The sequence below is a fragment of the Acinetobacter sp. CY17 genome, from assembly GCF_059515825.1.
In genome coordinates this window covers 144,607-165,277 of the sequence record NZ_JCAKMX010000002.1, presented here as the reverse complement: position 1 = coordinate 165,277, position 20,671 = coordinate 144,607, and the positions used below count along the sequence as shown (strand labels likewise).

Here is a 20,671-nt window from a genome sequence, read left to right as displayed (position 1 = left end):
AAAAAACCATGCTTTGCAGATGTTTATTTTTACCAACTACTCGACTACTGCTGTTAATTTGAGCTGACCACCTTCTTCAAGCATTTGGATTTTTTTAAGATTTAACCCAATATTTGCCATCTGTGACAGCAGATTGGCCAGTACGGCATATTCGGCATGAACTGCAACAATTTGAATCTGCTCACCTTGTTGCATAGAACTTAAGGTTAAGCCTTGCTGCTGCGCCACCCGCTGAATTTTATCCTGTGTGGATAACTGTCCATCTGTATCGGCTTTCATGCTCACAGCGTTGCTTTGCATCCACACCATTAAATCTTTTAAATCGTTCACGCGTTGTTGTTCACGCGTGGCTGCTTGATGCACTGACCATAACAAGCTCCCCATAAGGGCTAAGCTCACAAAAATGGCCGTACCAATCACCAAACCTCGTTCACGTGCCGATAAACGCTCTAAGGCTGTATGAAGTTGCTGTTGAAATTGTGTCCATACTTGCATTATTGAATACTCAACTGGCCTATGGCCTCACTGCCTTGCGCACTAATATTTCCTAGCTGCACTTTGAAACCTTGCTTGGCAAGCTGAGCGTTTAAATCTTGTAATTTTTGACTCGATGCCGCGCTTAATTGCAGATTCAAACCTTGCTCGTCATAATTGACTTGTTGGGCTAAAACTTGGTGCTGCATTAAAATTGGTGCTACACGGGAAATTAAATTTAAGGCTTGGGTATCTACGCTTTGATTGAGACGTAACTGACTTTCAAACTGGCTTTTCAGATTTTGCTCACTGACACGACTATTGGCACCAAACCACGCTTTATATTGTTCTAACGCTTGTGCAGCTGTTTGCTCTGCTACATTTTTAGCCTGATACCAACGTAACGCATCTACGGCCACTTGTGCCACAATCACTGCCCCAAGCACAGCAGCACAAAGCCCCCAATATTTAGAACGTGTATGCTCAGGCACTTGACGCGCCATAAGATTCCAACTATGTCGCTCTGGACGTTTAGGCACTGCTAAGCAGTAATCGAATGCTTGATATTGATCTTGTGTTTTGACCGCCACCAAAGCGGACAGCTGAGCTTCAGTTAACCCATGATGAGCATAATGTCGCTCAGGATCTTGATAATCTAAATAGAGATTTAAGTCATCAATGGATGTGCCGCTATATACACTATCGCGTGCCAACAAACGTCCAGCCATATGCAACAAATACGTCTGATTTGGTGCAGGTTCAGGAAGCAACAAAAAGTCAGGCAATAATGCCATGACTTTAATCGGCAACAAGGTCAAAGCGCCTTGCAACATCTCTAAGGTGCTCTTGGCAATAGCCAACATATACAGCTGATCAGGCTGCACAAAGTGCTGTTTGATCAGCATAGCATCTAGTGGCAACACCACATACTCTTCTAGCATATAACTTGCCCCAAGCGCACCAAGCTGCTTGTACTGGCTTTTGCTTAAAGTGTGTTGCAATAATTGCACATGTCGACTCGGAAAATACACTGCAGTATCTTGACCTTGATAGACACTCAATTCGCGAATCAATTGCTCTAGCGTTAATGCTTGCGACCACGTTTGATCGATTGAGTAATGCCATAAACCATCTACTTCTGGCATCCATATTTGCAACATCAATCTTTCGCCTTATGCCTGTGGAATAAATTGCTGACGACGGGTAGATAAGCCTGCTGCAATCACGGCTTGCTCATAGATACGTGCCTCTGCCAGTTGAAATGGGTGAAATGGCGCTTGCAATAAAATTTGCTCAATATAACCCACCACATTCATATGACATACCACCGCAATAGATTCATAAGGCAATTGTGACAGCCACTCTACTGCTAGTTTGGCATCATCATCAGGTTTAATGGTATTACACACCACCACAGGCACTTCAGGAAAATGCGTTTGTAAATAGCTTAAGGTTTGCTGCGCGCGCAGCAATGGACTAACCACAAATACATCAGGCTGAATCCACTGTTGCAATGCAGTAGCAGTCTCTTTGGCTTGTGCTTGACCACGTGGCGTGAGTGGACGCTTATCATCATTACCATCAATTGCAGGGTGTGCTTCACCATGACGCACTAAAGTCAGCTGCATAAAAATTCCTTTTCGTTTTGATTATGTTGAGAATATCAAGTCAATATGACAATGTCATGGCTTAAACTGCATAATGTGGCAAGACAAACTCTACATCACTGCGCTGCCCTGTTTTCATCATTGACACTGCAACACTCAATGGCGGCGCACCTTCAAAAATTACCGCATACAGTGCTGTGGTAATCGGCATATATACCTCTAATTCTTGAGCACGTTTACGCACTTGAATAATGGTGTTGATCCCTTCTGCGGTTTGACCCAGTTCAGTGGTGGCTTGTTCTAAGCTTTTTCCTTTACCCAAAGCAAAGCCCACTTGGTAGTTTCGACTTAAAGGGCTATTACACGTCGCAAATAAATCGCCAACACCCGATAAACCTAAGAACGTGAGTGGGTTAGCACCGAGCTTCACGGCAAAACGGCTCATTTCTGCAAGAGCACGGGTCAGCAACATACTTTTGGTGTTTTCGCCCACGTTATACGCTGCTGCAATTCCCATCGCCACCGCATAAATATTTTTGAGTGCGCCGCCCAGTTCTACACCATGTACATCATCACTGGCAAAGACTCTAAATAGCGCACTATGCAAGGCCTGCTGTACTGCATAACGCACCAGTTCTGATTGACTGGCAATCACGGTACCAGCTGGCTGCCCTGCAACAATTTCTTTGGCTAAGTTTGGCCCTGATAACACCCCATAAGGCACTTCTGGTAATTCTGAGCGAATAATGTCACTCATAAAACTAAACGTTTCTGCTTCAATGCCTTTGGTTAAAGAAATCACGGCCTGAGAGCTAATAAATGGTTTAATTTGTTGTAAAACGCTACGGAAAGAATGACTTGGAATTGCGACCAAAATAATATCGCGATCACGCACTGCCGCCTCTAAATTCGATTCAGCACGTAAGTTCTGTTCGAGTAAAAAATCGGGTAAATAATGCTGATTAAGGTGGGTTTGGTTAATCGCCTCTGCTACTTCAGGATTACGAATCCAAATCATGGTATCGCAGCCATTACGCGCTGCAGTGTTGGCCATGGCCGTACCAAAACTACCACCACCGAGTACTGTCACACGTAGTGCAGTCTTTTGATTCATGACCACAGGCTCAAGCAAGTCGGTAAATTTTAATTCTGTCATCAGTCACTCCTATCGCGCCTGCCAGCTGCTCACATAATCAGCAACTTGTATTGGCTGACGTGCTGCAATCGTTTTAGCTGCGGTACCAATATAAATAATGCCTGAAATAAGGTCTGTGTCTTTTAACCCTAAAGCCTGTTTAAAATGCTTGGACTCAATGACTGCACCACTACGCCACATACTGGCAAAACCTTGTGCCTGTAAGGACAATAAAAAGTTTTGAATAGCAGCCCCTGAACTTAAAGTTTGTTCAAAATACGGCACTTTAGGATGGTCTTTAAATTCAGTGAGTGCCAACACCAACAGTGGCGCCCGAAAAGGATGATTTTTTACCCGTTCAATTTGAGCTGCTTCAGTTTCACCTAAATCGCTTAATGCTTGTGACAATAATTCACCAAAGGCGGCGCGCTGCTCAGGCTCAATTACCACAAAACGCGTCGGTTTTAAACGATGATGATCAGGTGCAGTTAAAGCTGCTTCAAAAGCATATTGTAATTGTTGTGCATTGGGCGCAGGTTCAATCAACTGACCAATCGACTGACGTTGGTGCATATTTTGATGAATCAAATCTTGGGTTAAGTCCGTCATTGCAGCTTAAATTCTATGTTCCTAACTAATCATTCAAGATTAGCATAAACTAAGAAAGTTACTCTATCTTTCACTGTACTGTTTTTGCTTGATCTTTATATACAACATCACCGCATGATCCATCTGATGCTTTAAGCGGCCTTAACATTGCAATTTTTATACAAGCCCTTGCACTTTTATCTATTGGAATATGCTGCAATAGCCAAAAATTGCATTGTAAAGGAAAATCCACCATGAAAATGCTTCATCTTGCTGCTATTGCATGTAGTGCAGCTCTCTTGACGGCTTGTGCTTCACAGCCCACCACCTCTTTAGCAATTCAAAATGCCAATAATCAGTATGAAGTCACTGGGTTAGGTAAAAGCCAAATCATTGCTAAAAATAATGCCATTACTGCAGCGAGCAAAACTTGCGGCTCTAAAGCCAGTCCAATTTTGGTCAATGAGCAAAGTAGCTATAACGGTGCCTTAAAAGGTGTCGTCAATGAAAAAACCGGACAAGTGATTCAGGCAGCAGCTGATGTGATTGGCGGGCTAGCCGGTAAAGCCACAGGTTTATCACGAGACGATGATTACCAAACAGTGCTAACCTTTACCTGTCGTAGCCAATAAGTAAAAGCAAAAAAAACCGCTCAATCGAGCGGTTTTTTAAAAGCTTTAGCAATAACCCTCTAAACGGGTTAACGGTAATTTTTGCCCAATGGCTTTTTCAATTTCCGGTAAATAAAATGCATCATCTTCAGATAAGAAGCTAATACTTACACCGCGCGTTCCCGCACGCCCTGTACGACCAATACGGTGTACATAATCATCAGATTGCTCAGGCAAAGTAAAATTCACCACATGTGATACACCATCAACATGAATCCCACGACCCGCCACATCCGTGGCAATCATGATGTTATGTTGACCATTTTTAAATTGATCCAACATTTTTAAGCGTTTGTCTTGGGCAATTTCACCCGACAACATTACCACTTTATAACCATCTCGCTTTAAATGATCATAGAGCTTACGGACTTGATCACGACGATTGGCAAAGATCATGACTTTTTCAATCGGCTCATCACGTAAAATTTCTTGCAACAGTTTATATTTGTCTGACTTAGCCACCATATACACCCGTTGTTCAACATCGGCATTGGTTTTCTTCTCAGGTTCAATTTCAACCGTTATGGGTTCAAACAACCATTGCTGCGCCAGATTGAGTACATCATAACTAAAGGTTGCTGAGAACATTAAGGTTTGACGCTGCTCTTTACGTGGTGAATAACGCACGATTCGTTTTACCGATGGAATAAAGCCCATATCAAGTAAACGGTCAGCTTCATCAATCACTAAAAATTCAATTTGATCCAGCCAAACTTCTTTTTGTTCTACTAAATCAATTAAACGACCCGGTGTTGCCACCATAATGTCAACAAAATTGGCGTCCAACTGGGCTTTTTGTTTATCAAAGTCCACTCCGCCCAATAAAGTCACCAAATTTAAATTGGTAAATTGAGTTAACTCTTTGGCATCGCTTTCAATTTGCAGAGCGAGCTCACGCGTAGGTGCCAAGATTAAGGCACGCGGTTCACCGCGATAACGTTGTGTCGTAATGGGGTTATTTAATAAGTCGTTGAGGACACTGACTAAAAACGCGGCAGTTTTGCCTGTGCCGGTTTGTGCACGACCAATGGCGTCATGACCTGCCAAAGTAAATTTTAAAACCTTTTCTTGAATTGGGGTCATAGATTGGAAGCCAAGGGCATCAATCGCCTGTTTCAATTGTGGATGGAGATTTAAGGTTTCAAAACCAGCTGACATAGAGTTGCTCTAATTGAAAATGGACACACGAGGGCATTATAAACAAAAAACGCCCCAATAGATATTGGAGCGTTTCGGCGTCAAGCGAAATCGCTTAGTCTAAAGGTTGTACTTCTTCCGCTTGGAAGCCTTTTTGACCTTTTACTACGCTGAATTCTACGCGTTGACCGTCACGAAGTGAACGGTGGCCATCGCCTTGAATTGCACGGAAATGAACGAATACATCGTCACCGCCATTGCGTTGAATAAAGCCAAAGCCTTTAGTATCGTTAAACCACTTCACAACGCCTTGTTCACGAGCTGTCATAAGTTAATCCTCAATTTAGTTCTTTCAAAAGAAGGACCACCCGGTGTTGCAAACAGCAGAGCAAACAAGTTAAAAACATTTTTTATTTCTAAGCTTGTAATCATTCTGTAAAACTATCAACAAAATCCCGGTACATCCACTTGTAGAGCGGTGTTTAAAACAATTTTTATTTGTTGTAATACATCCTCAACGCCATCGAGCTTACCATGGCTTGTTACTGATTGGTAGATTTTTTTTGATTTATATGATTTTAATCAGGCGCTTTTAACGCCCAAATCTTACAAAGCATGCGCCATAAAAGTTCTGCTTTTTAGGTTGGGCTTTGGCATTAAATTTGCTAATATTTAGCCCTTGTTTTTATAGATTTGAAGATGTGTATGTCTGACACCGTTAACGTGATCGATGCCATGGGTCAACCCTGCCCTATGCCACTTTTGATGTTAAAACGTGCCTTAAAAAAACAAGCGCATGGCCAATGGTTATTAAAGTCTTCAGACCCACACTCCAACACCGATGTCAGTCGCTATTGTCATGTGCATCAGTTGCAGTGTGAAATGATCAAAATTTCTGAACAAGAATTCCATTACCACATTGAATCTTAATTGTTTTCAATTAAAATTAAGCGCTTAAATGTGCAGACGAGGTTACATATCTCTACCCAATTGTCCTTAATGATGAAGACAATTGGCTTTAAGATAAAACCATTGCAAAGACTGATTGTCTTATAAGGAGTACCCATGAGTGACAGCCGCAATCAATTGATGCCCCTGTCATTATCAGCGCCCGGCGTTAATCTTGGTGCTTATATTAGTACTGTTAATCAAATTCCAATTCTGAGCGCCGAACAAGAAAAAGAGTTAGCAGAACGCTACTATTACGACCAAGATTTAGACGCAGCAAAAATGCTGGTCATGTCGCATCTACGCTTTGTCGTACATATTGCCCGCAGTTATGCTGGCTATGGTTTACCACAAGGTGACTTAATCCAAGAAGGCAACTTAGGCCTCATGAAAGCAGTCAAACGTTTTGACCCCAATATGGGCGTACGTTTGGTGTCATTTGCCGTGCATTGGATTAAAGCCGAAATTCATGAATACGTGATTCGTAACTGGCGAATTGTAAAAATTGCCACCACTAAAGCTCAGCGTAAACTGTTCTTTAACTTACGCAGTTTAAAAAAATCCAGTAAAAAACTGACTTTAGATGAAGCGCGGTCAATTGCCAATGACTTAAATGTCACACCTGAACAAGTCTTGGAAATGGAAGGACGCTTAACGGCTTATGACGCCGCTTTTGAAGCACAAGGCGATGACGATGATGAGGGCTCAACCCATGTCGCACCAGCATTGTATTTAGAAGATAATCGTTATGACCCAGCACGTTTAGCTGAAGATGAAGATTATGAAGAGCAAAGTACTTCAGCTTTGCATGAAGCAATGGAACAGCTCGATGATCGTTCACGCAACATCTTACAACGTCGTTGGTTAGATGATGATAAGTCTACCTTACATGAGCTGGCAGCCGAATATAACGTTTCAGCAGAACGTATTCGTCAGCTTGAAAAAAATGCCATGGAAAAAATTAAAGTGGCCATGTCATCGAATTAAAAGAAGGGCGAAATCGCCCTTTTTTTAATGTCCTAATGGTATGCTAGCGTCAGGCTTTTGGTAACGTGATAAACAATATGTGGATGACAATTTCTGCGCTGAATTTAGCGCTGGCCGTCATGTTAGGTGCTTTTGGGGCGCATGGCTTAAAAACGCGTGCTAGTGAAGCACAGTTAACATGGTGGCACACTGCAACTGATTACTTTTTTTATCATGCTTTAGCTTTATTGCTCATTGCTGTGATCATGCGTGTTTTACCCCAGCTCAATATCAAACGTAGTTTTGTGCTGATTCAAATGGGGATTATACTGTTTTGTGGGTCACTGTATTTAATGGCATTGGGATTACCTCGTGGTTTTGGTGCCATTACACCCATCGGTGGTGCTTTAATAATTGCGGGATGGCTAAATTTGGCTTGGAAAGCACGTAAATTTTAAAATCAAAAGGACGCTTAAAGCGTCCTTTTCAAAGCAAAACTGAATTATTTAATTAAGCCTTCGTCACGTAAGGCGATTTCCACTGATTGACGTTGACGGACTTTTTTTCGTAACGCCAATACATTTGGATATGGACTCAAGTCATGCCCAATGGTTTTTGACCAATTGGTCAGTACAAAGAAATAGGCATCCGCTGGACCAAAATTATCATCTACTAAATATTCATGTTCTTCTTTCGCAATTTGTTTTTCCACATAGGTCAACAAACGATCAATTTCTGCATAGCCCTTTTTCTTGGCAGCGTCATCAATTTCACCTTGGAAAAATACCGCATAGGCATCATGCAGTTCTGAGTTTAAATACCCCAGCCATTCTAGCACTTTGGCGCGCCCAAAGCCTGAAGGTGGAATTAAATCTTGTTTTGGATCATGTTGGGCTAAAAACGGTAAAATTGCCACAATTTCCGTTAAAATCAGACCGGGGTTAATTTCTAAAGCGGGTACATAACCCTTTGGATTAATTTGATAATAATCCACACCTTTTTCGGTCTGATGGGTCTTTAAATCCACACGTACTAAATCAAAGTCAACATTAATTTCATTTAAAATAATATGTGCTGCTAAAGAACATGCACCAGGTGCATAATAAAGTTTCATCTTTGATCTAATCCTTGTACTTTTTTTTAATTTAAGCATTTATCAGGCCCAATCGTGCAGCTTGATACATGACACTCCCTGACTATCAGGGAAATTGACAGATTTTTCAAGTCATTCATGGGTGCTTTTTGCAATAAAGCTGTTTTACCATAGCATCTTTAAAGTTTGATGAAAGATGCTGTGATTAGCCTAAAAAGAGAGCAATGGTTTTCAAATATTCGTCGTGATGTTTTGGCAGGCGTGGTGGTGGGTTTAGCTCTAATTCCTGAATCCATAGCCTTCTCCGCAATTGCTGGCGTAGACCCACAAGTGGGTTTATATGCTTCATTTTGTATTGCAGTCAGTATTGCTTTTTTAGGTGGCCGTCCTGCTATGGTCTCTGCTGCCACGGGCGCAATGGCCTTACTGATGATTACCTTAGTTAAAGAACATGGTTTGCAGTATTTATTGGCAGCCACCATCTTAACTGGTGTGATCCAAGTGATTGCAGGCTATTTTAAAGTAGCAAAACTCATGCGTTTTGTTTCACAAGCTGTGGTGTATGGCTTTTTAAATGCCTTAGCAATTTTAATCTTTGTGGCACAAGTGCCAGAAATACAACACATGGATAGCTTAGCCTTGAGCCTAATGGGTTTGGGCTTAGTACTGATTTATCTGTTTCCTCGTATTCCTAAAATTGGTCAACTGATTCCTTCACCACTGATTTGTATTATCGTGCTCAGTGTGCTTGCACTACTCTTGGGCGGAAATATCCGTATGGTGAGTGATTTAGGCCAATTTCCCGATACGCTACCGATTTTTTTAGTGCCTGATCTTCCGCTTAATTTAGACACCCTTCAAATTATTTTCCCATATGCCCTGACACTGGCCACGGTGGGTTTATTAGAAACCATGATGACCACCACTGTGGTTGACGAAATGACCCAGACCGAAAGTGATCGTCATCAGGAGTGCCGTGGACAAGGCTATGCCAATATTGTAAGTGGCTTTATGGGTGGTATGGCTGGCTGCGCGATGATTGGTCAATCGATTATTAATGTCTCCTCAGGCGCACGCACGCGCTTATCAACGCTGGTGGCTGGGATCTTTTTACTGTGTCTGGTGGTGTTTTTTAAAGACTGGCTCTCTTATATTCCAATGGCTGCATTGGTGGCCATCATGGTGATGGTGGCTCTGACCACCTTCCAATGGGGTGCAGTAAAGCAATTTTCTAAGCATCCTCGCCAGTTTAATATCATCATGCTGGCTGTGGTGTTGGTCGTGCTCTTGACCCATAATTTAGCCCTTGGGGTATTTGTGGGGGTATTAATTTCTGCACTGTTTTTTATTCAGCAATTGGAGAATAGCCTGCAAGTGACTCAAACCTTAACTCATGGCGTACGCCGCTATACGATTCAAGGTCAAGTGTTCTTTAGCAGTGCTGAACGTTTCTTTCACATTTTTGATTTTCATGACAGCGTTAAACAGGTTGAAATTGACTTAACTCAAGCACATATTTGGGATGTGACTTCGGTGGGGATGCTCAATAAAGTCTTAGCCAAATTTGAGCAACGCAATATTGAGGTGAAAGTGATTGGCTTAAATGAAGCCTCTAGTCGTTTGATCGATCGTTTTAATGCAATTTAAAAAGCCATAAAAGCAAACGCCCAATCATGGGCGTTTTTTTTGGGGTATGAAAATATTTGACTTGTAGACACGAGGACTTAAAATACCGCATTCGATTTATTTTAGATTTGCCAAAATTATGTCAAACGATCAATTAGAGCAGCCAGTCATTGAGCTCGAAAACTTAAATGAGCACCGTGAAATTGTGACATTTATGCGTCGTTCAACGCCGCTGAATACTTCGCAACGTACTGCGCTTGAACAATATGGTCATTTAATTTTGGAATATCCTGCAGGTGATTTGCGTCAGCACTTTGAACATCCAGACCGTCCTTTAACGGTAGAAATTGGTTTTGGTATGGGTCGTTCATTGGTATTAATGGCCAAAGCCAATCCAGAACGTAACTACGTGGGGATTGAAGTGCACGTACCAGGTATTGCACAGTGCGTCTATGAAGCAGGTATGGCAGGTTTAACCAATTTACGTTTGCTTGATGCCGATGCGATTCAGGTGTTACGTGAAATGCCAGACAATAGCATTAACGCGGTACAATTGTACTTCCCAGATCCATGGCAGAAAAAGCGTCACTTTAAACGTCGTTTTGTTTCACATGACCGTATGCCATTGGTTGAGCAAAAATTGGAATTGGGCGGCACCTTCCACTCAGCCACTGACTGGGAACCGTATGCAGAATGGATGTTGGATGTCCTAGACAACCGTCCACGTTTAGAAAATATGGCGGGTAAAGGCAACAGCTACCCACGTCCAGATTGGCGTCCACAAACCAAATTTGAACGTCGTGGCTTAGAAGAAGGTCATAAAATTAACGATTTCTTATTTAAGAAAATTAACTAATTTTACTGCAATAAAAAAGCCTCCCAAGGGAGGCTTTTTTATTTAAACATTAAGCAGTTGCAGCTTCTTTTTGTAGCATATGTCCGTTTTGAACCAAACGTGCATGCCAGCTTAACGCTTCAGTTAAAATATGTGGTGTATGACCACCTTGTTGTGCCGCACGATCATAATAATCGTTTAATGCATCGCGATAATCTGGATGCGCACAGTGATCAATAATGGCGCGCGCACGTTCACGAGGTGATAAACCACGTAAATCTGCTAAACCTTGCTCAGTGACTAAAATATCTACATCATGTTCGGTGTGATCATGATGGCTGACCATTGGCACCACCGATGAAATTGCACCCGCTTTAGCAATCGATTTGGTCACAAAAATAGACAAGAGCGCATTACGGGCAAAGTCGCCTGAACCGCCAATACCGTTCATCATTTTTGTGCCCGTGACATGGGTTGAATTGACGTTACCGTAAATATCAAACTCAAGTGCGGTGTTAATCGCAATAATCCCTAAACGACGGATAATTTCTGGGTTGTTTGAAATATCCTGCGGACGCATTACAATCTTGTCTTTGTATTTTCCAAAGTTTGCCATCACATAATCATTGGTACTTTGTGACAAGGTCATAGAACAACCTGAAGCAAAGATCATTTTGCCTGAATCAATCAATTTAAAAGTACAGTCTTGTAGCACTTCTGAGTACATGACTAAATCTTTAAAGTTAGAATGTTCAAAGCCGGCAAACACGGCGTTGGCAATTGAACCCACACCTGATTGTAGTGGACCTAAATTCTCAGGCAAACGACCTTCGGCCACTTCGTTTTCAAAGAAGTTTACCAAATGCTTGGCAATGGCTAATGTTTCTTCATCCGCATCCGCCATATCAAATGTGGTATCAGGCACATCATTCATCACAATGGCAGAAATTTTAGCAGGATCTACTTGAATACCAATGGTACCAATACGATCTTGTGCATTGATTAAAGGCACAGGACCACGTGCTGGACGGCTTGGCGGCACGTAAATATCGTGTGAACCTTCTAAAATTGGATTTGAGGTCAAATCAATTTCCACAATGACATGATCAGCCAGCTCAACAAATTGTGCTGAGTTACCGCAGGAATTGGTCGGAATAATCAGGCCATCTTCGGTAATAGCAATAGCAGAGACCACAGCCACTTGTGGCGCTGGCAGCATTTTATGACGCATTTTATCGGCAAGACCCGATAAATGCATGTCTGTATATGCAACTTCGCCATTGTTAATTTGTTTACGTAAGCTTGGATCGGCTTGATACGGTAAACGACGTGAAATGACTTTCGCGGCCCCTAATTTGCCGTCAATTTGGTTACCTAAACTGGCACCTGTGGCAAAAGTAATATTTTTAACTTTGGCTTGCTGCGCTAATGCTAAAGGAATCGCTTTGGCATCGCCGGCACCACCAAAACCACTTGCACCCACTACGGCGCCATCTTGAATCAAATCTAAAGCTTGCTCTACTGAAACAATTTTGTCATGTAACGCGGTGCAACGAACGCGATCTAAACCTTGGGTCATGTTAGCTCTTCTCAAAATCAAACTTGTTGTTATCCATCGTTGCGGCATCGCGCAACGATTATGTCCATGGGTTTTACAGTAATTCCACCGCAATAGCTGTTGCTTCACCACCACCAATACATAAGGCAGCAACACCTTTTTTGCCGCCCGTGCGTTTTAAGGCATGGATCAGCGTCACAATAATACGTGAACCTGAAGAACCCAGTGGATGACCGAGCGCACATGCACCGCCACTAATATTTACTTTTGCTGGGTCTAAGTTAAATCCATCAATCGCAGCCATCGCCACCATCGCAAAAGCTTCATTCACTTCCCACAGATCAACCTCTTCTGCACTCCAACCCGCTTGTTTAAGTACTTTTTCAATGGCACCGACTGGGGCAATGGTAAATTCTGTTGGATGCTGCGAATTGGTTGCGTAGGCCACCACTTGCGCTAGTGGTGTTAAACCTTTTTCTTTAGCCACTACATCAGAAGTTACCACAAGTGCAGATGCACCGTCTGAAATTGAGCTTGAGTTGGCTGCGGTAATTGTGCCATCTTTTTTAAATGCCGGACGTAGCGTCGGGATTTTATCAATTTTGGCATTAAATGGTTGTTCGTCTTGCTCAACCACCACATCGCCTTTACGGCTAGATACCGTCACGGCAGCAATTTCATTTTTAAAGTAGCCGTTATTAACTGCATCAACTGCTTTGTTTAATGAACCAATCGCATAAGCGTCTTGCTGTTCACGGGTATAACCTTTTTTGTCCGCCATTTCTTGCGCTAGTACACCCATCGACAGACCTGTTTCAGCATCCTCTAGGCCATCTTGGAACATATGGTCAATCACTTTACCGTGACCCATACGTAATCCGCCACGTGCTTTATCAAGTAAATACGGCGCGTTACTCATCGATTCCATACCACCTGCAATGATGATATTGGCACTGCCCGCTTTAATCGCATCTGCGGCTTGCATGACAGCCTTCATGCCTGAACCACAGACTTTATTAATCGTGGTGGCACCCACTTTGTCAGGTACACCCGCTAAACGCATGGCTTGACGTGCAGGTGCTTGTTTTAAGCCTGCAGGTAACACACAACCAAAAATCACTTCATCAACGTCTGTGGCAGCAATACCGGCACGTTGAATAGTTTCTTTAATCACTACACTCCCTAATTCTGGTGCGCTTAGCGATGAAAGTGAACCTTGGAAGCCACCCATAGCAGTACGAACTGCATCTACAATTACGATCATTGTTTTTATATCCTATCTGATTTCAGAAGGTATGCCGTCCTTCCTGACATACCTTCATATGGCGCTAAAATTAAGACTGAGCAGTAAAGTATTCTGCTGAGAAGTCCATCATGACATCTGTCCCACTCTTGACACGTTGTACACGCGCAGCAAAGTCAGCTAAGACTTTATTGCTGTAGTACTGTGCCAATGCCAATTTGTTTTGGTAGAAGCTGTCTGTTTGACCTTGTGCTGCTGCACCAATACGTGCATACATGTACACAAAGCTCATCATGCCCACTGCATGTAAGTAATCAACCGCAACTGCACTTGATAAATCTGGATTTTGTTTCGATTGCTCAACAATAAATTGGGTTAATTCTTCAGTTTGTGCAGCAATATCTAAGGTTACCGCTTTAATGCTCAAGCTGTCGTCTAGACCATTGGCGAATGCGCGGATTTCCTCTAGGTATTCAGCCAAGAAAGCGCCACTGGTTTTAATGGTTTTACGACCAATTAAATCTAGTGCTTGAATACCGTTGGTGCCTTCGTAAATTTGTGAAATACGTAAGTCACGAATACACTGTTCCATACCCCATTCACGGATATAACCATGACCACCAAAGCACATTTGCGCCTCTAAAGTTGACTCTAAGGCTTTATCCGTTAAGAACGCTTTTGCAATTGGCGTTAATAGCGCAACACGGTTATTGGCTTTTTTCACTGCTTCTGCATCAGTTGAGAATTTAGTGATATCCAGTTGCTGACCTACATAGGCGGCAAATGCACGAGATGCTTCGTTATTCGAGCGTACGTTTAATAACATACGGCGTACATCCGCATGCACTAAAATAGAATCAGCTGGTTTTTCAGGAGATTGCGCACCCGTTGCAGCACGACCTTGTAGACGATCCGTTGCGTATTGCGCGGCATTTTGATAAGCATATTCAGCCGCACCAATACCTTGGATCCCCATAGATAAACGTTCATAGTTCATCATAATGAACATCGCTGCTAGGCCTTCGTTTTCTTTACCAATCATGTAGCCTTTAGCAGCATCAAAGTTCATCACACAAGTCGCAGAGCCTTTAATCCCCATTTTGTGCTCGATTGAACCTGCCGCAACCGTGTTACGCTCGCCTAAAGAACCATCTTCATTGACTAAGAATTTAGGCACGATAAACATCGAAATACCACGTGAACCCGCAGGTGCACCCGGTGTTTTGGCCAAGACTAAGTGAATGATGTTTTCACATAGGTCATGCTCACCGCTGGTAATAAAGATTTTAGTACCCGTTACATTGTATGAACCATCTTCATTGGGTTCAGCTTTGGTTTTAATAATGCCTAAATCTGTACCTGAGTGTGGCTCAGTTAAGCACATGGTGCCTGACCATTCGCCGGTATAGAATTTTGGTAAATACGCTTCTTTTTGCGCTTGTGTGCCTGCTTGGTCAATTGCCATACCCGCGCCCACAGTAAGCAGTGGATAGAGCATAAATGACGGGTTGGTGGCCCAAATCATTTCATCGGCAAGTACGGTCAGCATTTTTGGCATGCCCTGACCGCCCCACTCCTCAGATGCACCTAGACCAATCCAGCCACCTTGTGCATATTGTTCAAATGCTTCTTTAAAGCCCTTAGGAGTTGTGACTACACCATTGTTAAATTGTGCACCGCCTTCTTCATCGCTTGAGCGGTTTAAATCTAAAATGACATTTTTGGAAAACTTTGCCATTTCTTCTAAAATTGCATTGGCTGTTGCCTGATCTAAATGCGCGAGCTGTTCAGTACTTTGCCAGAACTGTTCTGCCTGAAATACGTCATTTAAGATAAAATCCATGTCTTTTAGTGGTGCATTATAAATCGGCATCGTTACTTTCCTTAACTAAAATTAAACTGCTTTGCAAGCAAAGCAGGTCTTGCATGATTCGCATTCCCTAAGAGCTTAAGTATCAAATTCATTTTTGACACTCTCATGACATCCCTTTACTAGGTGGCATTCAGCTGGCACATCGTACGCAGGCTGCAACACCGTAACTTTTGCATGGCTTGAATCGGCTTTTTGATCAAGTCCATACTTGAAAGATTTGAATATTCACAAGATTCATCTTGCATTCTTTATCTATTCAATTCTTTTAGTTTCAGATTGTTATACAAATTACAGTATTTTTTTAAAGCCAATTTACTGGTTATTTTTGTATAAACTAATCTTAGAAAACGCAATGACAATAAAATAAAAATGCGGCAATTGGAAACGATTGACCTCATGAGTCTTCCTTGCTTGACATTTAAATAAGGCTATGTCTAAAAATATGATTTATAACAGTTTTCAATTGTTCATTTACTAGGCAAATTCAAGACTTTGGTGTAATGTGCATTGAGGCAGAGGTAGTTTAAGTTGCCTTTGTTGTTTTGATTGTATAGATGGAACGAAGAAGATGAATTCAGAGCGCCAGCAAAACTTTTTGCTTCGAAAAGAAAAAATTCTAAGCATGGCAGAAAAGTTGTTATTAGATAACAATCAAGATATTACCCTCGGGGAATTGGCTTCTGAACTGGATATCGCCAAAGGCACCATTTACAAACACTTTAAAAGTAAAAATCAGCTGTATTTAGAATTGATTATTTTAAATGAGCGCCGTTTACTCGACATTTCTAAAACCCATCAAGCCAACATCAAGACTTATGTGTCGCAGTATATGTTATACAACATGCTCAACTCGAACCGTACGATCTTGCTGCACTCAATTGAAGAACGCTTAACCAATAACGAGCGTCGCTTAAAAAGTCTATTTGAAGAGCTGTATGAGATACGTGAGCAGCGAATTTTATCGATTAAAGATATGACTGGTGAATATTTAAAATCCTTAAATAGCGCCATGTCGATTCGTGATTATTTGTCTTATATTTGGACCGTGACCTATGGGGCATCGCTGCTCTTGAATTCCACTCATTATCAAAAAGCCATTGGCTCGCGGGAACGTCTAATTAAGTTGTATATTAATCAAGCACTGATGATTCCAGATAAAGTGTCTTAAAGCATGCTGCCACGGGGCAGCATTTTTTTGGCTTTTATTTATAGCGCGCACATTTTCTCCATAATTTTATTTTAGACTCTGCGCAATTAAAATATGGGGCACGGACAATGACAAAATCTCTAGGCTTATCTTATAGCGCACTTTGCTTGGCTTTATTTACATGCAGTAGCTTTGTTATGGCAGACACAATAAATACCGCAAGTCTGCCAGTGCAAACCTTGGAGACCTTAACTTTTGGCGCCCAAGCTGAAGCCAAGGCCGACCTAGACATTAGTGCTGTGGCCAAAACTATAATTAGCCGTGAAGAAATGCTGCAATATGGTGATCAATCCGTCAATGATGCGCTGCGCCGTGCGGCAGGTTTTCAAATGCCATCAGGACCAGGGCCGCGTGGTGCAGGTGGCGCAGGCGGCATGCGTTTTCGGGGTGGCGGTGCACCGGTGTTTTTAATCAATGGTGAACCTGTGCAAGGTGGCCCGCGTGGTGGCATGTCAATTGTTGACACTTTAACCCCTGACATGATCGAACGCATTGAAATTGTCAAACAACCGAGTGTGGCGCAAGCTTCCGTCGCAAGTTCTGCGGTGATTAATATTATTCTAAAACAACCTTTAGATACCACCCGTCTTAATGGCAGTGTACGCCTAGGTTATGGTTTTGCCGAATCAGATTCGCGTGAAGAAGAACGTAAAAACTTAAGCCTGCAGGCCGATGGCCGCACCAATCAATGGATTTATAGCGTATCTGCCAACCACAGCATTGATGAGACGCAAACCACCAGCAATACTCAAAATGCCGGTGAAAGCGTGGTACAACAAAAACGTGTTAATGAACGTAAATCTTTGATGCTCACCCCGCGTGCTGAATATGAAATTGATGATCAACAAAAAATTGTGGCGGAAATTTTTTATCGTCAACATCAAAATGACGGCTATAACGGGCGGACTGTGCAATCCGATGACAACGAAAGTATTCGCTTAAACACCCGTTATGAACGTAAAGATGGCGGCAACTCAGATAAAATCCGTCTCAGCCTTGAACAACAAGACGAAACCGAAATTACCCGCTCAAGTCGTGGCACCGAAAATATTCAGGAACAGGTCAATGAATATGGTATTGCCTATGATGGGGTACGCAAATTTAATCCCAAACAACAAATCAAATTTGGTTTTGATGTAAAAAGCAATGAACTGGACAGCAATCAAAACCAAACTTTAGATGAACAGCGTTATGCTGCCTATTTAGAAGGTTCATGGCGCTTTACCGAGCGTCAAACCGTGACCTTAGGTGCGCGCCAGCAATGGTTAGAGCGTTCAGGTTTAGTGGATTATAGCGACTCTCATCTCAGCCCGGTTCTGGCACATCGTTTTGATTTTACTCCAGCATGGTCATTACAAACCAATTTAAGTCAGGCCTTCCGTAGCCCCAATAGCAATAGCCTATTACCAACCATTTCCTATTCAACCGATGCCGATGCTGGTAGCTTAAATAACCCCGACCGTGGTGGTAATCCCTTCTTAAAACCTGAACAGATCAATGCTTTTGAATCGACATTAGGTTTTAACACGGCTGCAGGTGGCATCAACTTAACCGGTTATTACCGTAAAGTGGATGATTACATCGAACGTGTAGTGAATTTAGAAGATGGTCGCTACGTGCAGCGTCCAACCAACCAAAATAGTGCCACCACCTACGGCATGGAGCTGTCTGGTCGTTATGCCATTAAGCAAACTGAAGCCGGCCATTCCTTTATGGTCAATGGTCAAGTCTCAACAGTACGCGCTAAAATTGATTTAGATAATGGTGGTGAGCGTTTAGCCAGTGGCGTGGCACCGTATACTGCCAGTGCCGGTGTCTCATATAATTATCAGCCGTGGCAGTTGGCGACCAGTATGAATGTCAACTACACCCCTGCATTTAGCCGTCCTGTAGATAATCAGCCCTATGTACAAAACACCAATGAGCGCGTCAATGTGGATATTAGTGCCACCAAACGCTTCCAAGATGGTTGGGCAACCACTTTAAGTGCACGTAATATTTTAAGTACCGACTATAAAACCCGTCTTTATAAAGACAATGGTGAATTTTATCAAGCGCGTAGCAATGAAGCCATTCCAAGTGTATTGCTGAGTGTTGAAAAAAAATTCTAAGCCTTTAGCCTTTAAAAAACCGAAGCAAGCGCTTCGGTTTTTTTTACATGGCACGTAAGGTTAAGATTTGCTCACTGCGACCAAAAGGCCCCAGTTCATCATGTAAGACACTACTGGTTAAACCAATCCCATCGCTGCCATATTGCTGCGTGGCTTGCAAACCGAGCCATTGCCCTTGTGGCTGACGATATAAATGCACTTGCAAATCTAGATTCGGAAAAGCCCAACCTTGTCCGGGTTCGACGCGCGGTACCACGCCATTGGCGGTATCTATTAATCCCATGAGTTTAACAAAATCTAAGGTTTTTTCGCCCTCAACCATATCCACTTGGGTATTGAGCCACACAATGCCTTGACCGGCACGGCGGTCTGCAGCGGCACGTGCTTGAATACTTTGAATATAACCCCCTGGCCAACATTTCATGCCATCCCATACTGGTAATTGTTCAGGTGGCGTGACAAAACCATCTTCAAGTCCTGCAATAGACTGGGTATTTTGAGTTTGCATACGCCAAGCCCGTGCCACAATACAGGCACGTCCATTGGCCAGCATGGTGGCTTCAAGCAATTCAATGGTTTTACCACCACGAATTACTTGAGTCTGAATCGAAAATTCACCAAAGGGAATCAGACCTAAAATATCATAACTCATACGCCCAATTCGAAGCTCAGGACGTGGATTAAAATGCGCCAATTCATGCGCTAGAATCCCACCAGCAGGCGCCATATGTTGTTCATGCGGATTCCACGCCCCTTGGCAATGAATTTGACATTGATAATGGGAAATGAGTGTCCCATTTTGTAAATGTTCACGTTGTTTTAATTGATAATACGCTGACATAACTACCCTATACTGTTATTTTTTTTGCTAGAAATCCAAAATAATTAATCACTTGCATATAAGTTTTAATCTGTTGAAAACCCGCCTGTTGTAAGGCATCACGATAACCTTGCGGTGTGATTAAACCAAAGTCATCCTCTAAACGGGCCAACATCTGCTGGCTTTGACTGAGACTTAAACCTTGTTCTTGACAGATACACTGTAGAATATTGAGTTCGTAATCTTCAGCATGTAACAGTAAATCATAGGTCATCAACAATGCATTGGGTGTTAAGTGCTGATAAATCTCGCGGAAAAATTGTGCCTTATTTTCATTGCTAATAAAATGTGCGACTAAAAGACTTAAGGCGGCATCAAATTGTATTGTTGTGTCTAAATCTTGAGCCGTACCATGAATAAAGTTAATTTGTTTAGATGCATTCAGATGCTCGGTATAAACTTTGGCGTGTTCAAGCATGGTCAAAGATGGATCAACTGCGGTGATTTGCAGTTTGGGAAAATGTTGCAACAGATAGCCAATTTCATAGCCCGTGCCACAACCCACAATTAAAATGTGTGCATCTGCAGCTAAATGAACCCGAAATACGGCACGTACCTGTGCATGCATCAGCTCATAGCCGGGAATCAGTTTGCGGATATGTTCATCATAACCGGCAACTACTTTAGGATGGTGAAAGTCCTTAGCCACCTTTACTCCTTAATACAGGTCTACTTACATTGGCAATTCGACAATAGCCCACAATCCGAAGATCGTGGGC

General features: G+C 42.5%; 21 protein-coding genes. 8 read left to right on the top strand and 13 right to left on the bottom strand.

Annotated features, from left to right (window positions below; translation table 11 throughout):
- Positions 1–36: 36 nt before the first annotated feature.
- The 5 genes from AC5YCI_RS02260 to AC5YCI_RS02240 form a co-directional block, all read right to left on the bottom strand.
- Positions 37–495, bottom strand: coding sequence for a type II secretion system protein M (locus AC5YCI_RS02260; RefSeq protein WP_496128462.1), 459 nt, complete (start codon positions 493–495; stop codon positions 37–39).
- Positions 495–1,634 (bottom strand): type II secretion system protein GspL, encoded by a 1,140-nt coding sequence (gspL, locus tag AC5YCI_RS02255; RefSeq protein WP_496128461.1) that lies wholly within the window; start codon positions 1,632–1,634, stop codon positions 495–497. Before gspL ends, AC5YCI_RS02260 begins: the two co-directional genes overlap by 1 nt.
- Before the next feature lie 12 nt (positions 1,635–1,646).
- Positions 1,647–2,102 carry a SixA phosphatase family protein gene (locus tag AC5YCI_RS02250; RefSeq protein ID WP_496128460.1) on the bottom strand — a complete coding sequence of 152 codons (456 nt, stop codon included), beginning with the start codon at positions 2,100–2,102 and terminating at the stop codon, positions 1,647–1,649.
- Between the two features lie 61 nt (positions 2,103–2,163).
- On the bottom strand, positions 2,164–3,237 hold the full coding sequence (locus tag AC5YCI_RS02245; RefSeq protein ID WP_496128459.1) for an NAD(P)H-dependent glycerol-3-phosphate dehydrogenase: 1,074 nt from the start codon (positions 3,235–3,237) through the stop codon (positions 2,164–2,166).
- A gap of 9 nt (positions 3,238–3,246) precedes the next feature.
- Complete coding sequence (locus tag AC5YCI_RS02240) at positions 3,247–3,825, bottom strand: nitroreductase family protein (protein WP_496128458.1); 579 nt, start codon at positions 3,823–3,825, stop codon at positions 3,247–3,249.
- Positions 3,826–4,058: 233 nt separating this feature from the next.
- Here AC5YCI_RS02240 and AC5YCI_RS02235 point away from each other — a divergent pair, with 233 nt between their 5' ends.
- Entirely contained in the window at positions 4,059–4,436 is a 378-nt protein-coding gene (locus AC5YCI_RS02235) for a hypothetical protein (protein WP_496128457.1), read from the top strand.
- A gap of 45 nt (positions 4,437–4,481) precedes the next feature.
- Here the strand turns inward: AC5YCI_RS02235 and rhlB are convergent, their stop codons facing one another.
- Together rhlB and AC5YCI_RS02225 are read right to left on the bottom strand one after the other, a co-directional pair.
- Positions 4,482–5,633: an ATP-dependent RNA helicase RhlB gene (rhlB, locus tag AC5YCI_RS02230; RefSeq protein WP_496128456.1), complete on the bottom strand. Its 1,152-nt coding sequence runs from the start codon at positions 5,631–5,633 to the stop codon at positions 4,482–4,484.
- Between the two features lie 94 nt (positions 5,634–5,727).
- Entirely contained in the window at positions 5,728–5,940 is a 213-nt protein-coding gene (locus tag AC5YCI_RS02225) for a cold-shock protein (protein WP_004648643.1), read from the bottom strand.
- A 377-nt stretch (positions 5,941–6,317) separates the two neighbouring features.
- Between AC5YCI_RS02225 and AC5YCI_RS02220 the strand changes: the two genes are divergently transcribed.
- The 3 genes from AC5YCI_RS02220 to AC5YCI_RS02210 all read left to right on the top strand — a co-directional run bounded on the left by AC5YCI_RS02220 (position 6,318) and on the right by AC5YCI_RS02210 (position 7,984).
- A complete protein-coding gene (locus tag AC5YCI_RS02220; protein WP_496128455.1) occupies positions 6,318–6,542 on the top strand; it encodes a sulfurtransferase TusA family protein in 225 nt (74 codons plus the stop codon).
- Between the two features lie 135 nt (positions 6,543–6,677).
- Positions 6,678–7,547: an RNA polymerase sigma factor RpoH gene (gene rpoH, locus AC5YCI_RS02215; protein ID WP_496128454.1), complete on the top strand. Its 870-nt coding sequence runs from the start codon at positions 6,678–6,680 to the stop codon at positions 7,545–7,547.
- A 77-nt stretch (positions 7,548–7,624) separates the two neighbouring features.
- Positions 7,625–7,984 carry a DUF423 domain-containing protein gene (locus tag AC5YCI_RS02210; protein WP_496128453.1) on the top strand — a complete coding sequence of 120 codons (360 nt, stop codon included), beginning with the start codon at positions 7,625–7,627 and terminating at the stop codon, positions 7,982–7,984.
- Positions 7,985–8,028: 44 nt separating this feature from the next.
- On the opposite strand, the gene AC5YCI_RS02205 is transcribed toward AC5YCI_RS02210, so the two are convergent.
- On the bottom strand, positions 8,029–8,640 hold the full coding sequence (locus AC5YCI_RS02205) for a glutathione binding-like protein (protein WP_496128452.1): 612 nt from the start codon (positions 8,638–8,640) through the stop codon (positions 8,029–8,031).
- A 180-nt stretch (positions 8,641–8,820) separates the two neighbouring features.
- On the opposite strand from AC5YCI_RS02205, the gene AC5YCI_RS02200 reads away from it, so the two are divergent.
- Both AC5YCI_RS02200 and trmB read left to right on the top strand, forming a co-directional pair.
- On the top strand, positions 8,821–10,266 hold the full coding sequence (locus AC5YCI_RS02200; protein WP_496128534.1) for a SulP family inorganic anion transporter: 1,446 nt from the start codon (positions 8,821–8,823) through the stop codon (positions 10,264–10,266).
- Between the two features lie 118 nt (positions 10,267–10,384).
- Positions 10,385–11,101: a tRNA (guanosine(46)-N7)-methyltransferase TrmB gene (gene trmB / locus AC5YCI_RS02195; RefSeq protein ID WP_496175142.1), complete on the top strand. Its 717-nt coding sequence runs from the start codon at positions 10,385–10,387 to the stop codon at positions 11,099–11,101.
- A 49-nt stretch (positions 11,102–11,150) separates the two neighbouring features.
- Here trmB and scpC read toward each other — a convergent pair whose 3' ends face one another.
- From scpC to AC5YCI_RS02180, 3 genes are all read right to left on the bottom strand, one after another.
- On the bottom strand, positions 11,151–12,659 hold the full coding sequence (scpC, locus tag AC5YCI_RS02190; RefSeq protein ID WP_496128450.1) for a succinyl-CoA:acetate CoA-transferase ScpC: 1,509 nt from the start codon (positions 12,657–12,659) through the stop codon (positions 11,151–11,153).
- Positions 12,660–12,732: 73 nt separating this feature from the next.
- A complete protein-coding gene (locus AC5YCI_RS02185) occupies positions 12,733–13,902 on the bottom strand; it encodes a thiolase family protein (RefSeq protein ID WP_496128449.1) in 1,170 nt (389 codons plus the stop codon).
- Positions 13,903–13,972: 70 nt separating this feature from the next.
- Positions 13,973–15,754 (bottom strand): acyl-CoA dehydrogenase C-terminal domain-containing protein, encoded by a 1,782-nt coding sequence (locus AC5YCI_RS02180; RefSeq protein ID WP_496128448.1) that lies wholly within the window; start codon positions 15,752–15,754, stop codon positions 13,973–13,975.
- 568 nt (positions 15,755–16,322) lie between these two features.
- On the opposite strand from AC5YCI_RS02180, the gene AC5YCI_RS02175 reads away from it, so the two are divergent.
- Positions 16,323–16,922: a TetR/AcrR family transcriptional regulator gene (locus AC5YCI_RS02175; protein WP_496128447.1), complete on the top strand. Its 600-nt coding sequence runs from the start codon at positions 16,323–16,325 to the stop codon at positions 16,920–16,922.
- 107 nt (positions 16,923–17,029) lie between these two features.
- Positions 17,030–19,072 (top strand): TonB-dependent receptor plug domain-containing protein, encoded by a 2,043-nt coding sequence (locus tag AC5YCI_RS02170; RefSeq protein WP_496128446.1) that lies wholly within the window; start codon positions 17,030–17,032, stop codon positions 19,070–19,072.
- 43 nt (positions 19,073–19,115) lie between these two features.
- On the opposite strand, the gene AC5YCI_RS02165 is transcribed toward AC5YCI_RS02170, so the two are convergent.
- Complete coding sequence (locus AC5YCI_RS02165) at positions 19,116–19,913, bottom strand: thioesterase family protein (protein WP_496128445.1); 798 nt, start codon at positions 19,911–19,913, stop codon at positions 19,116–19,118.
- A 7-nt stretch (positions 19,914–19,920) separates the two neighbouring features.
- The gene (locus AC5YCI_RS02160; RefSeq protein WP_496128444.1) at positions 19,921–20,601 is read right to left on the bottom strand and encodes a class I SAM-dependent methyltransferase; all 681 of its coding nucleotides are present in this window, start codon (positions 20,599–20,601) and stop codon (positions 19,921–19,923) included.
- Positions 20,602–20,671: the final 70 nt, after the last annotated feature.

Bases quoted from the DNA above. Each gene is read 5' to 3' on its own strand.
- AC5YCI_RS02240 (WP_496128458.1), bottom strand. From the start codon at position 3,825: ATGACGGACTTAACCCAAGATTTGATTCATCAAAATATGCACCAACGT.
- scpC (WP_496128450.1), bottom strand. From the start codon at position 12,659: ATGACCCAAGGTTTAGATCGCGTTCGTTGCACCGCGTTACATGACAAA.
- rhlB (WP_496128456.1), bottom strand. From the start codon at position 5,633: ATGTCAGCTGGTTTTGAAACCTTAAATCTCCATCCACAATTGAAACAG.
- AC5YCI_RS02165 (WP_496128445.1), bottom strand. From the start codon at position 19,913: ATGTCAGCGTATTATCAATTAAAACAACGTGAACATTTACAAAATGGG.
- AC5YCI_RS02210 (WP_496128453.1), top strand. From the start codon at position 7,625: ATGTGGATGACAATTTCTGCGCTGAATTTAGCGCTGGCCGTCATGTTA.
- trmB (WP_496175142.1), top strand. From the start codon at position 10,385: ATGTCAAACGATCAATTAGAGCAGCCAGTCATTGAGCTCGAAAACTTA.
- AC5YCI_RS02175 (WP_496128447.1), top strand. From the start codon at position 16,323: ATGAATTCAGAGCGCCAGCAAAACTTTTTGCTTCGAAAAGAAAAAATT.
- AC5YCI_RS02235 (WP_496128457.1), top strand. From the start codon at position 4,059: ATGAAAATGCTTCATCTTGCTGCTATTGCATGTAGTGCAGCTCTCTTG.
- AC5YCI_RS02225 (WP_004648643.1), bottom strand. From the start codon at position 5,940: ATGACAGCTCGTGAACAAGGCGTTGTGAAGTGGTTTAACGATACTAAA.
- AC5YCI_RS02185 (WP_496128449.1), bottom strand. From the start codon at position 13,902: ATGATCGTAATTGTAGATGCAGTTCGTACTGCTATGGGTGGCTTCCAA.
- AC5YCI_RS02260 (WP_496128462.1), bottom strand. From the start codon at position 495: ATGCAAGTATGGACACAATTTCAACAGCAACTTCATACAGCCTTAGAG.
- AC5YCI_RS02170 (WP_496128446.1), top strand. From the start codon at position 17,030: ATGACAAAATCTCTAGGCTTATCTTATAGCGCACTTTGCTTGGCTTTA.
- AC5YCI_RS02180 (WP_496128448.1), bottom strand. From the start codon at position 15,754: ATGCCGATTTATAATGCACCACTAAAAGACATGGATTTTATCTTAAAT.
- rpoH (WP_496128454.1), top strand. From the start codon at position 6,678: ATGAGTGACAGCCGCAATCAATTGATGCCCCTGTCATTATCAGCGCCC.
- AC5YCI_RS02245 (WP_496128459.1), bottom strand. From the start codon at position 3,237: ATGACAGAATTAAAATTTACCGACTTGCTTGAGCCTGTGGTCATGAAT.
- AC5YCI_RS02205 (WP_496128452.1), bottom strand. From the start codon at position 8,640: ATGAAACTTTATTATGCACCTGGTGCATGTTCTTTAGCAGCACATATT.
- AC5YCI_RS02220 (WP_496128455.1), top strand. From the start codon at position 6,318: ATGTCTGACACCGTTAACGTGATCGATGCCATGGGTCAACCCTGCCCT.
- AC5YCI_RS02250 (WP_496128460.1), bottom strand. From the start codon at position 2,102: ATGCAGCTGACTTTAGTGCGTCATGGTGAAGCACACCCTGCAATTGAT.
- gspL (WP_496128461.1), bottom strand. From the start codon at position 1,634: ATGTTGCAAATATGGATGCCAGAAGTAGATGGTTTATGGCATTACTCA.